A 13,886-nucleotide genomic window follows, 5' to 3' on the forward strand; every position below is an offset into this window, starting at 1 on the left:
CATGCGCGACACCCTCGTCGACGCGTCCATCACGTTCATCCCGCTGCTCGTCGCGGCCACCGTGCTCGGCGGGCTGTGCGCGCTGGTAGCGCTGCTGGCCCGCTCGACCCTGCGCCGGCTGGTCCGCCTCGGCACCGATCCCGACGACCCACAAGTGCAGCGCACTCGCCGGATGCTGGCCGTCGCCACGCTGGTCGCCACGGGAAGCCTGCTGCTGGCCCTGCTGTTCCCGTTGACCGCCCTCGCCGTAGGCGGCTGGGCACAGGTGCTGCTGCTGGGCGGGGCCGCCACCGCGATGCTGTTCGTCGCCATCAGGATGCGTCCGTACTTCGCGGCCGCGCCTGCGGCGGACCGGCGCGCACCGACGTCGCGGCGCCGCCCGCGTCGCAGGTAGCGCCGAGCCTACCGGCGCGCCGCTGCTTCCTTGTACCCCTTGACGCGTTGCTCGGTCTCCTTCCTGCCGCTCATGATTTTGTCGCCGTCCTTGCGTTTCCAGAACGGCGTGAGCCGGGCCTCGATCGGGCGCGACGACCCGGCGATCATGACCGCCTGGCCGAACTTCAGCGTGCGGATCTCGTCGACCGACAGCACCCGCCGCCGCCCCGTCCGGTCCTCCGTCTCGCCCATCAGGCGGGACACGTCTTCCAGATCCGAGGCGTTTCCGGAGCCGCCGAGGACGACGCGCACGTTGGCGTTCTCCCAGATGGTCTGCGCCTCGGCGGCCCCCCACCGCAGGCGCGCCTGGGCTAGCGACTGGAAGTAGGCGTGCACCGAGATGGAGAAGGCCCCGGAGTCGCCCATGTACATCGGAAGCTTGGGCGTCGGTGCGATGTGCGCGGCGTCGTTGAGCTCGACCGTGAGCGGGGGGTCCAACCGGCCGCCGGGCGACAGGTTGGCCGTGGAGCGAGCCATCGCGAATAGGTCCTCGACCATCGCCGTGACCACCGGGGCGATGCCGCCGCTCTTGCCTTCCCGGCCCAGGATGTACAGCGTGTTGGGCCCGGACAGGAACTCCTTCATGTCGAACAGGTCATCCGCTCGCGGCGAGCATTCCTGCAGCACCTGCAGGTCGTTGAAGCAGTCGAGCGCGAGCGTGAGGTTGGCGAAGGCGAGCCCGCGGGTGTGCGGATCGCCCTTGACCGTCACCGCCGCCAGCGCCTCGGCCCAGCCCGGCGCGGCACGGCCGGCGGCGAACTGCCGCTGCAGGATGTCGATGGGCTCCGGGCTCACCTGCTCGTTGGCCCATCGGATGAGGTCCGTCAGCGTCCGGCGCTCCAGCGCGGCGGCGTGCAGATAGCCGCGCAGGACGGTGAACGCGGCGGTGACGTGCGGTGCGCCGGCACCCAGCTCGGGCAGCCCGGCGACCTGCAGCATCGCGTTGGCCCGGGTCGCCGCGGTGGCGCCCGCCTCGCAGCCGCGGATCGGCGACCAGCGCATCCGCTCGGGCCACTGGGTCATGCCGTTGGGGTCGAAGACGTGGACTGTCCCCTTCTCCGCACGCATCGCGTAGGTGTTGAGGAACACATCGATGCGCGAGGAGGTGACGATGACCGGTCCCGGCGCGTCGATCGTGAACGGCACGCAGAACAGCGCGTCCTTGCCCTGCCGGGGCGGGCCCACGATGACGAAGGATTCCTCCACCGAAGCGTAGAGATCCTGGCGGGACCGGTGGTCGTGGCCGAGGCGGAACCCGACGTCGGCAGGGCGGACCCGGCCGTTCAGCGATGGCCGGATCGTCTTCGCCTTGCGCAGCACCGCTTTGCTGCCCAGCAGCCGGCTCACCTCGTACGGCGAGGCGAACCCCAGCCGGAGCAGCCGGATCCCGCGGCGGCGCCGGATGTTCTCCGCCAGCCGGACGGCGTGCGTCGCCAGGTAGGCCGCGCCGGCCAGGAAGATGACGAGGATGAACAGGAACAGCCAGGTCGGGCCGAATGCCGATCGGGCCGCTTCTGGCCAGGCGAGCGCGGGATGGGACGGATCCCGCAGGAACTTCAGCAGGATCTTCAGCGCGTCGCCGGGGCCGGCGTCAGGCCAGCCGTTGCCGGAGAGCAGTGCGGCGAGTTGCCCCGCCAGCCAGAGCAGCAGCCCGATGACGAACCCGCCGCCGCCCACCACCAACCCGACGATGACCAGGAGCCGGACTCCCGCCTCGTGCCCACCGGACTGTTGAGAACTCACGATCTCACTCCCGCCGAGTCTGTCGGCACCCGCCGTGGAAGAGCGCGGGTCTCTTGCGCCCAAGCTGAAGCGGGACTCTACTACGTCGGCGCCATCGGAGGCGGCCGGTCGTTGCCGCTCTTGCGCTCGATGACGAAGATGTTACGGTGTGCTCTTGCGTGGTTCGGCAAAGGCGCTACCCTACCGGACGGCAGCATCGACCGGCGGATCACGACTCGACCGGCTCGAGGAAGGTGACAGCGCTTGAGCCGGAAGTTCCTCGCCTACCTGGTGGAGTTGGACCAGCAGGGCCGTCTTGTGGTCAACGGCGTGCCATTGCCGCCCGGACCGCACCACGCGGCCGACGGCCGTGACGACGGCGAGTCGCGGCTGAGCTATGCACTGGGCCAGGTCTCCGCCTTCTCCGCCCGTCGCGATCCGCGGGATCCGCCGATGGATGTGACGGTCAAGGACCAGCGCGCCGGTGGATTGGGCGTGCACCACTTCGCGCTGCCACCGCAGGCGACGCTGACGCTGGCCGATCTGCGGGTGACGGCTCCGCCACCCCCTCCGCCACCCGATGAGCGCTGGTTCCCGATGGCGCCTGAGCCGGAAGCCGAGCCGCCCACGCGGGAGCCGGCGCTTGAGCCGGAAGCCGAGCCGCCCACGCGGGAGCCGGCGCCTGAGCCGGGGCCGGCCCCGCCGGCGGCCCCGCTGCGGCCCCGGCTGATCGAGTTCGTGCCCGATCCCACACCCGCGGAGGTCACGACGCCGGATCCGGCACCCGAAGCGGTGCCGATGCTGGAGCCGGAGGAGGAGCCGACGCCACCGCAGCCCAGCCGGAGGCGTGGGCGCAGGCCGATCGTCGTCGCGGTGATCGTGCTCCTCATCGGTGCCGGCGCCGCCCGGGTGGTGCTGGCCGCGCGCGTCACACACCAGTACGCGGCGGTGTGTGTCGACCTGCGAACCCAACAGCGGGTGCGGATCGATCGCTGCACGCCGACCGGCCAGAATGCATACGAGCATTGGTACATCCAAGCGGGCAACCACGTTCCCGCAATCGGCCAGCCGCCACAAAGCGGCGGCACCGGCACGCCCACCGGCAGGAACGTGCGAATCACCGAGGACTTCGCCGCCGAGGGTGGAGTGTTCGAACCCAAGAATTGAACCGGGACCCGGATCGGGTATGTGCCCGGAAGCGATCTCAGTGGGTCGAGGAATCGTGAATGTTGATCCGGCGGTACGGCGCAACGCTGGGCGGGAGTGAACCGAGACCGTATCGCGCGGCGCGCATGCGTAAGCCGATCTGCGTATGTCCGCTCGCCTCGGAGATCTCCCTCCAGGTGACCCGGCGTTCCCGCAGCTGGATGATGAGCTCGCTGAACCGCTCGCTCGCCACACGTCGCGGGTCGTCGAGCCGGACGCTGCCGGTGCTGGTCTTCGCCACCACGGCCAGCTCGCGCAACTGCTGGCGCTCCTGGTCGGTCAGCGTGCCCCGGGGCTGGCGCGGGCGCGGACCGTCCGCCGCCCGGGCGTTGCGGAGCTTGCGCTCGAAATCGGGGAACCTGGGCACCCCGACGACGGTGCCGGACGGATCGGAGTAGGTGTTGGTGATCTGCCGGAGTCGCTCGGGGCTGATGCCGCACGGCGCGGCGAGCGTATTCCACCGCCAGTGCGCCTCCCGGCCGGCTTTTGCGATGGCGGCAAGTCGCCGCCCGGCGTGGATCCGTGCGTCACGGTCGCCTGCGGCACTCGCATTGGCGTAGGCACGATAAGCCGCGCTCAGGGCCCGCTCCGGCCGCTTCGGCAGCGCGATCTCGTAACGCACGACCCGGGCACCTCATTTCGCCAAGATCGGCGATCTTGTTCCAATCCGTTACCGTAAAGGTTACCCCCGGAGCCGTTGCCCCCGGAGCCGTCGCCCCGGCAATCTGCCGACTGTCCGAATTTCGACCGGTATTCGCATTCGACGCATCAACAAGGGTGCGGACAGTCGACGATGAATCCTCATTTCTCGATTCATGCGTTGCGCGACGATTCGGCCGATCTGGACGGGGTGCGGCGCGAGGACCCGGCGTGAGGGCCCGGAGCGATGCGGGCGCGACACACCGCGCGACGTGCACAGACCGTGTTCGCCGCAGCACGCATGAGACGTATCGGCGGCAACGATGTCAACGACTCCGGTGGCGATATTGACAGGGCCGAAACCCTCCGCCAAGATCTTCACGCGGTACCGCATGTCCACCACGAGGCGTTGGGCCAAGTGGCGGCGGACGTGACAACGGGGTTTCCTGAGGACGGCGTCGCCGGCGCGGAGCGCTTCGGTGACTTCTCCAAGTCGTGCCAGGTGCCTGATGTCGCTTCGGGCGCCGGCCCACCCGGCCCAGAGTCTTCGCACGACTTCCATCCGCGGCCCGACCCGTTAGTGTAAATAGTTGCCTGAAACGTTAGTGTAAATACGTTTTCCCGCGCGCAAGGGAGGGCTCCACGTGACCGTGCGAGAAGCAGGCGCGCAGCCCGGCCAGGCCGTCGCTCCGGCCAAACCGCGCACCGCCCGCAAGGCCAGACGCGAGCGTGAGCGGGCGTTGTCCGAAGGGCTGCGCTTCACCGGCAGCCGGCGCCGTTGGCTGTTGATGGCCGGCGCGCTCGGCGTCGCCCCGATTCTCTCCCTGATGTCGCTCGTGGTCGCGCTCAACAAGCCCAGCCGCAACGACATCTCCGACCTGGTGCGCGCCGAGATGCTCGCCGCAGGATCGCAGTTCCCCAAGGGTGACGCGGTGATGTGGGCGGGCCAGGTGGCACGCGTATGGGGCACGTGGGACGAGCGGGCCGCGACGCAGCGCGCGGTGCTGCTCGCGCCCTACCTGTCGCAGGGCATGGACAGCCAGGCCGGCTGGAACGGCAAGGGGCTGCAGCAGGTGCTCTACGCCTCCGTCAACCCCGAGCCCGAGGTCCGCGACGCGAACCACGCGACGGTCGACACCGTCTACCAGATCCAGGACGGCACGTGGCGGTGCGTGGCGCTACCGGTCTTCGCGTACAAGCCGAAGGACTTCGGGGAAAGCGCACCGTGGGCGTTCGCGCTGGCCGGCAACCCGGTGCCCGCGGCGTGCGCGCCGCGCACCGGCGCGCCCAACCTGCCCCCCGGCCCGTCGCAGCAGGTCAATCGGGACGGCGCAGACGATCTGCGCGCCACGTTCCTGCCGGGCTTCTTCGCCGCCTGGGCCGCCTCCGACCAGGCCGCGCTGCGCCAGTACACGGTGTCCGGGATGCGCACCATGGGGCTCGGCGGTGCCTTCCTGTCCTTGCCGTTGCCGACCATCGGCGACGTGCTGTTGCGTTCGGCGTCCGAGAGCAGCGACGAGTACTCCGCAACGGTCCCGGTCACCTGGAGCGTGCCCGGCTCGCCGGCCACGCTCACCACGGTGTACGAGGTGCCGCTCACCAAGAGCGGCGCGCAGTGGTTCGTCACCGGCGAGCCCGCGGCCCCGGTGCAGGCCCCGAACGTCAGTGGCGGCAACCCCAGCGGGCTGGTTGCCGACCCGAATGCCAGCAGTGGCGCCGGCACCTACCCCAACCCGTCGGGCAGTCCGGTCGTGCCGGGCCCGTCGTTCCCCGGCACACAGGTGCCGTCAGCGTCCACGACCCCGACGAAGGCCGGCGGTTGATGTGCCACCCCGAGCACCATCCGTGCCGGTAGCCACCTGGAGGAGCAACCGTGGAAATCGTTGAGCACATCCTCGCCGCACCCAAGCCGGACACCGACACACCCATCAACGGGCTGATCGTCAGCCTCATCTGGGTGCTCGCCGTGGGTCTCGGCATCTACGAGTACGGGCGGAGCAAGGGCCGCATCGGTCGTGCGCTCGGCGTCTCGCTCGGCGGCGGGCTGCTCGCCACGTTCGTCGCCTACCCGGCGGTGCTGTACCAGGACGTGCCGAGCGTGTTCAAGGCGCTGATCGACTGGGCCGTGGCCCAGGTCACCTGAGACGGGCTCGTGCGCGAGCAGTAGCACCCGACGCGAGGGAGGGGTCCCGCACCAGTGGCCGACGAACGCGACGATCTGGATGCGCGCGGGCTGATCGCCCACTCCTACAGCAACTTCTTCAAGATCCGGAAGCGGATGCGCAAGGTGCAGGACATCTCGCTGCCGTTCCGCCGCGGCCTCGGGGTCGAGCAGTTCGTGACGTTCCTCCTGGCCCTGGTGGTGCTGCTGTTCCTGTACGGCACGCTGATCGCACCGCTGTTCGCCCTGACCGGGGTGAGTCCCGGCTGGCGGTTCTACCTGCTGTACTTCCTCGGGCCGTCGGTGCTGCTCGGCATGCGGGTCGGCAAGCCGATGAAGTCGGGCAAGTCCATACCCGGCACCGTGCGGTCCTGGCTGCGCAAGGTGCTCGACGATCCGGTGCACCGGCGTGGCGTCCCGTTGCGCCGCCGCCCGATCACCGGACCGCGGATCCACTTCCTGCGCACCTGGCAGGCCCACCCGGCGCTTCGCCCGCACCTGCCGCCGAGCTCGACGTACGACGCCGACCCACCGCCGGTTGGCCGGCGGGTCGACCTTGACGCCTGGTTGGGGCACGTGATCACCGAACGTGCCGCGGCCGTCCCTCGTGCCCACGCCGGCACGGACGACGACGAATGGCGGCGCCGGATGCGCGGTGCCACCGGCCGGGTCGTCCTGCCCGACGATTACGACGAAGACCCGATCGAGGGGGCCGACTCATGAAGTTCTTCAAGCGCATGGCCGAGGCCCGCGCCATGACCGATACCAGCCTGCTGTTCGACGAGGCGGCGCGCGACGCGCACCGCCTCCCGGTCGTCTACGGGTCCGACGACTTCTTCGTCAGCAAGGACGGCGCCTGGTGCGGATACATGATCCCGCAGAAGCCGTGGGGGTTCCTCCCGGAGAAGGACCGGCTCAACTACTACTACTCGGCCGTCTCGGTCTTCGACCGCATGCTGCCCGCGGGCAAGGACAACGCCGGCCATCTGCTGGTGACCAACCGCGTCCACTCCGCGGACGAGTGGCAGCGGACGCTGCTGGAGCGCTATGCGAAGTACGCGACCCCGGCCTTCGCCGGCTACATCGCGGACTCCAGGGCCGCGATCGAGCGCAGCGAGTTCTGGGAGCAGGACATCTACCTGTTGGTGCGGATGGGTTCGCGGGGCAACCGCGGCGGGCTGGCCGGCTCGTTCCGCGACGCCATGGCCTTCTTCGCCAGCGGCATGGGCATCGACGACTCGCAGCCGGACGCCGACGAGATCGAGTTCTGGGGTGGCCAGGCCCTCGCCCTGACCCAGTCGCTGCGAACCTCGTGGCTGCGGGCGCACCCGATCGGGCGCGCCGACGTCGAGCGCGTCATCCGGCACCTGGACACGCCGGCCCAGCCGACGCCCGACATCGCGCCGACCGACGACTGGGAATGGAGCATCGGCAAGTGGCGCACCGTGCTCGCCTCGTTCACCGAAGAGGTCCCGCTCGGGCAGTCCGGCAAGGACCGCTACAACTGCGTCAAGTTCACCTCGCCCACCGGGACGGGCACGTCGTACGCGGCCTACCTGGTGCTCAGCTACATCCCGGACAACCTGCACTACTCGACGAACTGGACGCACCACGCCACGTCGCTCGACTTCCCGGTCGACATGAGCATCCGGTTCGAGGTCATCGACCCGGACCGCGCCGAGAAGGACCTCGAGCGGCCGATCTGGGCGGCGGAGGCCCAGTTCGACGAGGACACCGAAGCCGGGTACAAGCCGGACGAGGCCACGCTCATCCAGCAGTCCGTGCTCCGCGACGTGAAGACGCGCGTGCGGATGGGGCGGATGCCGCTGACGTACTGGCAGGCCGTGCTGTGCGTGTCGGACGTCGACAAGGAAGTCCTCATGCGCAAGGTGGTGACGCTCATCCGGCACTACCGCGACATCCACTTCGAGCTGGTGTGCCCGCCGCTGGACCAGCGTGAGCTGTTCTACCAGTCGCTGCCCGGATCGGAGCTGCTGGTCACCGACTGGTTGCAGCGCACTGACGCGTCGTACCTCGCGGCCGGCACGCCGTGGCTGACCTCGACGGTCGGCGACAACTCCGGCACCTACCAGGGGCACACGGTGCTCATCGACGCCAACGGCGCGCTCCAGCCCGGTGTACCGGTCTTCTTCGACCTGCAGAACGTCGCCGACGAGGACGACCGTGCGCCGACCGAGGTGGTGACCGGGTTCCCCGGCTCCGGCAAGACGGTGAGCCGCGGGCTCAAGGTGGCGCTGGAGGATGCGCTGCGCGGCGTCACCCAGTTCATCTGGGATCCCAAGGGCGACTTCCGCCCGCTGTTCGAATACGCCCGCGAGATGCATCTCGACCCGGCGAAGGTACGCCTCATCGACCTGCTCGACTCCAAGTCGTCGATCTCGCTCGACGCGTTCGCCATCGCCGATGTCGACCCCGGCAACTCGATCGACGACCGCGAGACGCTGGCGTTGGAGGTGCTGTCCGCGCTGTGCTCGGAGTTCGTGCAGAATCCCGCGCGCGGGCTCACGTACACGAACATCCTGGGCGTCGCGGTGCAGGTGGCGCTGCTGCGGGAGGTTCGCGAGGGGACGCCGGCGAGCATGCGGGGCGTGCTGGAGATCCTCACCGCGATGAGCAGCAACGACTACTCGGACCCGGAACTCGCCCGGATGCCGCAGAACCGCCGGCACGAGTGGCAGGAACACGCCGACCTGCTGGTGCGCCACCTCAACCGGGTGGAGCGCTCGACGCTGGGGCGGCTGTTCTTCCGGAACCCCAGCGAGAGCGGGGCCATGCGCATCGTCGAGGGCACAATGACGATCTTCGTGGCCATCGGGCTCCGGACGAGCGACGTCACCACGTCGGGCGCCCAGTCCGCGCCGAGCCTGACCAACATCATCAGCGATGTGCTGTCGGGGCTGATGGTGGACTACATCCGCAGCCTGCTGTCCAACATGCCGCACTGGGCGCCGAAGAGCGCGGTCTTCGACGAGTGGCACGTCATCAAGCGCACCTCGCGTGCGGAGGCACTCGGCGACTGGCTGCGCCGGATGGGCCGGTCCCGCCGGTGCTCGGTGCGGCAGATGAGCCAGTCCGCCAAGGACGTCGACAGCGGCTCCCTGTCGGCCGCATGGTGCGGGCTGAGCGTCGACGAGGACGAGGCCCGGGCGGCCTGCCACCTCCTGGGCATCGAGGCGTCCGACAACAACCTGCGCATGCTCATGAACCTCGGCAAGGGGGAGTTCCTGTTCCGTGACCCCCGCGGCCGGGTGGCACGGGTCAAGGTCGACATCTGGTCGGCCTGGCTGCTGGACAAGTTCAACACCCAGGCGGTCAGCAAGGAACGCCGCATCACCGCGAACCCGGTCAGCACCTTCGACGACAACCCCATCTCCATTGCTTAGCCGATGGGTTCAGGGAGACTTCCGACGATGATCGCTCTGCGTGCGAACCCCACTCCGACCCTGGCCGTCGTGGCCCGGGCGGCCGCCGTGGAACGCGCCGCCGCCCGGCGGCAGACGTCCGCCGCCCGGCGCTGGACCCGGCGCGGGATGGTGTTCCTCGCGATCCTCTTCGGCGCGCTGGCGTTCCTCGGCGGCGCCGGGGCCACGCCCGCGCAGGCGTGGCCGTGGGACGACGTGAAGAACCTGCCTGGCATCATCATCAACTTCTGCGGGCCGGCCGACGTGCCCGAGCTGTCGACGTACTCCGGGCTCGACAACGGGTTCGGGCTGAACACGGCGAACGACGCCGACGAGGCGAAGGCGTACGCCGAGGTACGCAAGACGGTCATGCCCGGGGACATCCCGATGGACGGCTCGGGCTACGAGCGGTTGAAGGAGACCTACCCCGGCGGCGGCGACAACGAACTGGTCATCCACCCGACGTACGACCGGTACGGCTTCAGCGCCCTGCGGTGGACGAACTTCCAGCAGGGCTGTGCGTCGACCGGGTTCTGGTCGGCGGCGCCGACGAACTACGTGTTCGACTTCCTGGTCAAGGTGCCCACGATCCTGACGATGGCGGGCGTGCGGCTCGCGCTCGACAACAGCCTGTATGACATCTTCGGCGCGTTGATCTCCCCGTTCGTCGCCGTCTTCGCGGCGATCTTCCGGCCCTGGGTGGTCCTGTTCGCCATCCTCATCGGGCTGCCGCTGGTGTGGGTGCGCACGCGCGGCTCGGTGTCGAAGATGCTGTCGGCGGCGCTGTGGATCGCCTTCATCATGGGCACCTTCCTCTGGGTCACCAACAACACCTCCACGGTGGTGAAGACCGCCAACACCTTCGTCACCTCGTTCACCAGCGAAGCCGGCTGCCAGCTCATGGCGGCGGGCGTGGAGGGCAGCGCCGGCACGTGCGACGGCGATGGCGGCAGCGCCGGACTCAACAACGCGCTGTGGCGCGGCATCCCGTACAACACCTGGATGCTCGGCGAGGTCGGCGACGACCAGGCGGGCCGGGACCGCGCCGCCGAGGCGGAGGGGCGCATCGGCTGGTCACAGGCCATCCTCAACGGCCTCTACGTCGGTACCAACGACAAGGGCCTGCCTGACGCAAAGGGCGAGGACGTGCTCGCCGACGCCGAGGCGTGGAACAAGGCCACCTACGGCAAGAACGGCGACGACACCAAGACCAACCTCTGGACCAAGGAAGACCAGTGGAAGAAGGTGCCGTTCCTGACCGTCGTCAAGTTCATGTGCAACGACGACGAGGAGGACAACGGCAAGGACGGCAACGGCGACGGCGAGAACAACCGGTGGAGCCGCAGCTCCTGCGAGGCAGGCAAGGCCGGCACCGCGGCGTGGATCGGCAACTTCCGCGGCGAGCACTACGACCAGCGGCTGGTGGCCGCGTTCACCGGCGGCGTCGCCTCGGCAGCGGTCTTCATCGCGCTCGTGTTCGCTGCCCTCTTCGTGGCGTACCAGAAGATGATGTTCTTCTGGATCCTGCTGTGGGCGCCGCTGTGGCTGGCCATCGGGGCGATCCCGCAGCGGCGCGAGTATGCCGTCAAGTACGCCGAGCGGGCCGTCGCGGTCGTCATCTATCAATGCGTCGGCGTCCTTGTGGTGCTGTTCGTCGCGAACTCGCTGGCGGTCCTGCTGTTCCCGCCACCCGGCTCCAACGTGCCGGACGTACCGTGGGCACTCAAACCGTTCGCCGCGATCCTCTACTTCATCACGATGATCACGCTGTACTTCCCGGCGCGGAAGATCGGCACGGCCGTGACGAAGAACGACACCGAGATCGTCCGCAAGACACTCGACGCGCCCTCCGACGCGGCGAAGTGGACGATCAAGACGACGGTCAAGGCGGCGGTGGTGGCCGGGGTCGCCGCGGCCACCGGCGGCACCAGCCTCGGCGCCGCGGCCCTCGCCAGCGGCAAGGCGGGCAGCGCGGCGACGCTGCTGTCCTCGGCCGGCGGGAAGACCGGCAAGCTCGTCTCGAGCGGGCTGCGGCTGGCCGAATGGCGCAAGAATCTCGGTGACCTCAAGGGCATGGCGGACGGGCGGAAGCGCGCCGAGCAGGCCGGCGCGGCGGCGCTGCTGAAGCAGGACCCGGCCAAGTACGGGCTGCGGCCGGGCCAACAGCCGACCAAAGGGGCGATCGCCAAGGCAGTCAGCGACTTCCGGAGCACCGCCAAGGCGCACGAGCGGGGGTCCGCCGCCGAGGAGGAATACACCAAGGCGATGCAGCAGCAGTTTGCCGGGCACCGCAGGAAGCACGGCGAGTACCACCCGCTCGATCCGGCCAACCCGGCCAACAAGGACCTTGATCCGGGCGTCCTGCGCGCGCGGATGCTGCTGTCGATGAAGGGCCAGGCCCTCGACGTCGTCAACTCGCCGAAGTGGGGCAGCGGCGAGGACCTCAAGGCCCGGCTGGTGCTGCCGTCCGACCAGATCAAGTTGAACGCCGGCGTGACCACCGACCGGGAAGCCGCACAGAACCTCGGCGGGCCGAGCGGCATTCTCGCCCAGTACGACAACAACCCCGGCCTCATGGATCCCCGGCACCAGGCGACGCCCGCGCTGATGAAACTGATGTTCACCGAGGCCAATCCGGACTCGGAGCAGTTCAAACAGGCGTTCCGGGAGGCCACCGGCGCCGTGGCGGCGTACGGAGTGCCGAACAGGGTCGAGGGGGTCTGGTCGGTCGGCCAGACCGCCCAGGACTTCTCGCCGATGTCCGTGCTGGGCGTGATGCGCCAACTGAACGCGGCGGACGGCCCGCACCAACGCCTCGACGACGCCATCGTGTTCTCCGCCGCGGCGGCGTCCATCCCGGCGGATCATCCGGCCTTCGCTGCGGTCAACCAGTACCGGGAGGCGCTGGCCAACCCAGGGGTCGGCGTGGGCGAGGTGAACGCCCTCGGTATGAACGTGGTCAATGCGTTCACCACCGACAACCCGCAGGTGATCCAGGCCTCGATCGTCGACCGGGAACTGGTGGAACAGTTCGAGGAGAGCGGCCGGCGCTTCGCCCAGCAGTCGGGCACGCGGGAGGGATGGGCGCCGATCGCAGGTTGGGCGCCGAACTCGGCTCCGCCGGACGGACGCCCGGACCGCGATCCGGCGCCGAGCTACGCGACCGACAGCCCGGCACCGGACCGCCCGTGGTCGCGAATCGAACCGACGGAACCGCCACCGCCACCGCCGAGCTATCGGGCACCCGCCGTCGACGGCTTCTGGTCCGGGTTCAACCAGTACGAGTTCACGCGGGACATCGCGGCGGCAGTTGAGCCCCTGATCGCCCGGGACATCCAGCCCGGCCGCGACCTCCGGGTCGTCCTCGACCAGGCGGCGGGCAACCCGTTCGCGCTGGCGGACGAGGTGAGCCGGCTGGTGCGCGACGAGCTGCGCTCGTCCAACCAGCCGGCACCGCCCGATCCGACCGGCCCGCCGTCCGGCGAGCGGCCGGATCCCGGCCACGACGCCGGCCCGTTCGAGGGCAACGGCGGCGACCGGGGCCATGGCTTCTTCCCGAATCTGGACGACGGCTGGGACGAGCCGCGATGAAGCCGAGCCCCTTCGACACCCACCGGGGCCGGCTGGCGCGCCGGGTCTTCATCGGGCTGGGCGCGGTCGCCCTGAGCCTGATCTTCGCCGCCCGCGCGGCCGGTGGTGGTGGCGACACCGCCTCGGCCGGAGCGGACGACCGGGTCAACGTGTTCACCGACGACCGGGCGCCCGACGTCCAGCCGTTCGTCGCCGATCCGTTCGCGGCCGGTCGGCAGGCCACCGGGACCGCCCGGGACCGGAGCGGGTACAACCAGCAGGACCAGGCGCGCTACGACGCCGCCGTGGCGACGGCCGCGAAGTTCGCGCAGGCGTACGCGACGTACGACGCCGGCCGGACCCCGCAGAGCTACGTCGACGCCCTGCCGGGGGTGTCGACCGAGCTCCGGCCGACGCTCCTGGCCGAGGCCAACGCCCGCTGGGTGCAGTACACGCAGGACAAGACGCTGGCGGTGGCCCGGCTGAGCGGCGTGCCCCCGATGGTCGTGCTGTTCGAGCAGCTGAAGGCGGAGGTGCGCGTCCAGGTGCTGCAGGACGTCGCCGGCCTCGGCGGGCAGCGGACCAGCGCACCGACGTACCGCGTCGAACTGACGTGGACGTCCAAGGCGTCGGCCAGCCCCAATCCGAGTCCGAGTCCGAGCCCCGATCCGGTCGCCAGCTCGCTGGGCGGAGCCTGGTCGGTCATCCGGGTCCGGGTCGAGTAGCCCTCA

Annotated in this window: 10 protein-coding genes; 8 read left to right on the top strand and 2 right to left on the bottom strand. The window is 69.8% G+C overall.

Going from position 1 to position 13,886, the window contains the following annotated elements; genetic code table 11:
- Window position 1 precedes the first annotated feature (1 nt).
- Entirely contained in the window at window positions 2-394 is a 393-nt protein-coding gene (locus tag ACFPIJ_RS58650; RefSeq protein WP_380128254.1) for a hypothetical protein, read from the top strand.
- 8 nt (window positions 395-402) lie between these two features.
- Here ACFPIJ_RS58650 and ACFPIJ_RS58655 read toward each other — a convergent pair whose 3' ends face one another.
- Window positions 403-2,178 carry a type IV secretory system conjugative DNA transfer family protein gene (locus ACFPIJ_RS58655; protein ID WP_380128255.1) on the bottom strand — a complete coding sequence of 592 codons (1,776 nt, stop codon included), beginning with the start codon at window positions 2,176-2,178 and terminating at the stop codon, window positions 403-405.
- Window positions 2,179-2,421: 243 nt separating this feature from the next.
- Between ACFPIJ_RS58655 and ACFPIJ_RS58660 the strand changes: the two genes are divergently transcribed.
- Complete coding sequence (locus ACFPIJ_RS58660) at window positions 2,422-3,324, top strand: hypothetical protein (protein WP_380128256.1); 903 nt, start codon at window positions 2,422-2,424, stop codon at window positions 3,322-3,324.
- Between the two features lie 37 nt (window positions 3,325-3,361).
- Here ACFPIJ_RS58660 and ACFPIJ_RS58665 read toward each other — a convergent pair whose 3' ends face one another.
- Window positions 3,362-3,985: a hypothetical protein gene (locus ACFPIJ_RS58665; RefSeq protein WP_380128257.1), complete on the bottom strand. Its 624-nt coding sequence runs from the start codon at window positions 3,983-3,985 to the stop codon at window positions 3,362-3,364.
- A gap of 661 nt (window positions 3,986-4,646) precedes the next feature.
- Here ACFPIJ_RS58665 and ACFPIJ_RS58670 point away from each other — a divergent pair.
- Genes ACFPIJ_RS58670 through ACFPIJ_RS58695 form a run of 6 tightly spaced genes read left to right on the top strand, consistent with a single transcriptional unit; the run spans window position 4,647 to window position 13,880 of the window.
- Entirely contained in the window at window positions 4,647-5,825 is a 1,179-nt protein-coding gene (locus ACFPIJ_RS58670) for a hypothetical protein (protein ID WP_380128258.1), read from the top strand.
- 50 nt (window positions 5,826-5,875) lie between these two features.
- On the top strand, window positions 5,876-6,145 hold the full coding sequence (locus ACFPIJ_RS58675; RefSeq protein ID WP_380128259.1) for a hypothetical protein: 270 nt from the start codon (window positions 5,876-5,878) through the stop codon (window positions 6,143-6,145).
- A gap of 54 nt (window positions 6,146-6,199) precedes the next feature.
- Window positions 6,200-6,886, top strand: coding sequence for a hypothetical protein (locus ACFPIJ_RS58680; protein WP_380128260.1), 687 nt, complete (start codon window positions 6,200-6,202; stop codon window positions 6,884-6,886).
- Window positions 6,883-9,567, top strand: coding sequence for an ATP-binding protein (locus ACFPIJ_RS58685; RefSeq protein WP_380128261.1), 2,685 nt, complete (start codon window positions 6,883-6,885; stop codon window positions 9,565-9,567). The genes ACFPIJ_RS58680 and ACFPIJ_RS58685 overlap by 4 nt, the downstream gene beginning before the upstream one ends.
- A gap of 27 nt (window positions 9,568-9,594) precedes the next feature.
- Complete coding sequence (locus ACFPIJ_RS58690) at window positions 9,595-13,176, top strand: hypothetical protein (RefSeq protein ID WP_380128262.1); 3,582 nt, start codon at window positions 9,595-9,597, stop codon at window positions 13,174-13,176.
- On the top strand, window positions 13,173-13,880 hold the full coding sequence (locus ACFPIJ_RS58695) for a hypothetical protein (RefSeq protein ID WP_380128263.1): 708 nt from the start codon (window positions 13,173-13,175) through the stop codon (window positions 13,878-13,880). The genes ACFPIJ_RS58690 and ACFPIJ_RS58695 overlap by 4 nt, the downstream gene beginning before the upstream one ends.
- Window positions 13,881-13,886: the final 6 nt, after the last annotated feature.

It is taken from the genome of Dactylosporangium cerinum (assembly GCF_042653625.1).
Taxonomy (GTDB): domain Bacteria; phylum Actinomycetota; class Actinomycetes; order Mycobacteriales; family Micromonosporaceae; genus Dactylosporangium; species Dactylosporangium cerinum.

Excerpts from the sequence above, each read along its gene's own strand:
- ACFPIJ_RS58650 (WP_380128254.1), top strand. The coding sequence starts at position 2 with ATGCGCGACACCCTCGTCGACGCGTCCATCACGTTCATCCCGCTGCTC.
- ACFPIJ_RS58685 (WP_380128261.1), top strand. The coding sequence starts at position 6,883 with ATGAAGTTCTTCAAGCGCATGGCCGAGGCCCGCGCCATGACCGATACC.
- ACFPIJ_RS58690 (WP_380128262.1), top strand. The coding sequence starts at position 9,595 with ATGATCGCTCTGCGTGCGAACCCCACTCCGACCCTGGCCGTCGTGGCC.
- ACFPIJ_RS58695 (WP_380128263.1), top strand. The coding sequence starts at position 13,173 with ATGAAGCCGAGCCCCTTCGACACCCACCGGGGCCGGCTGGCGCGCCGG.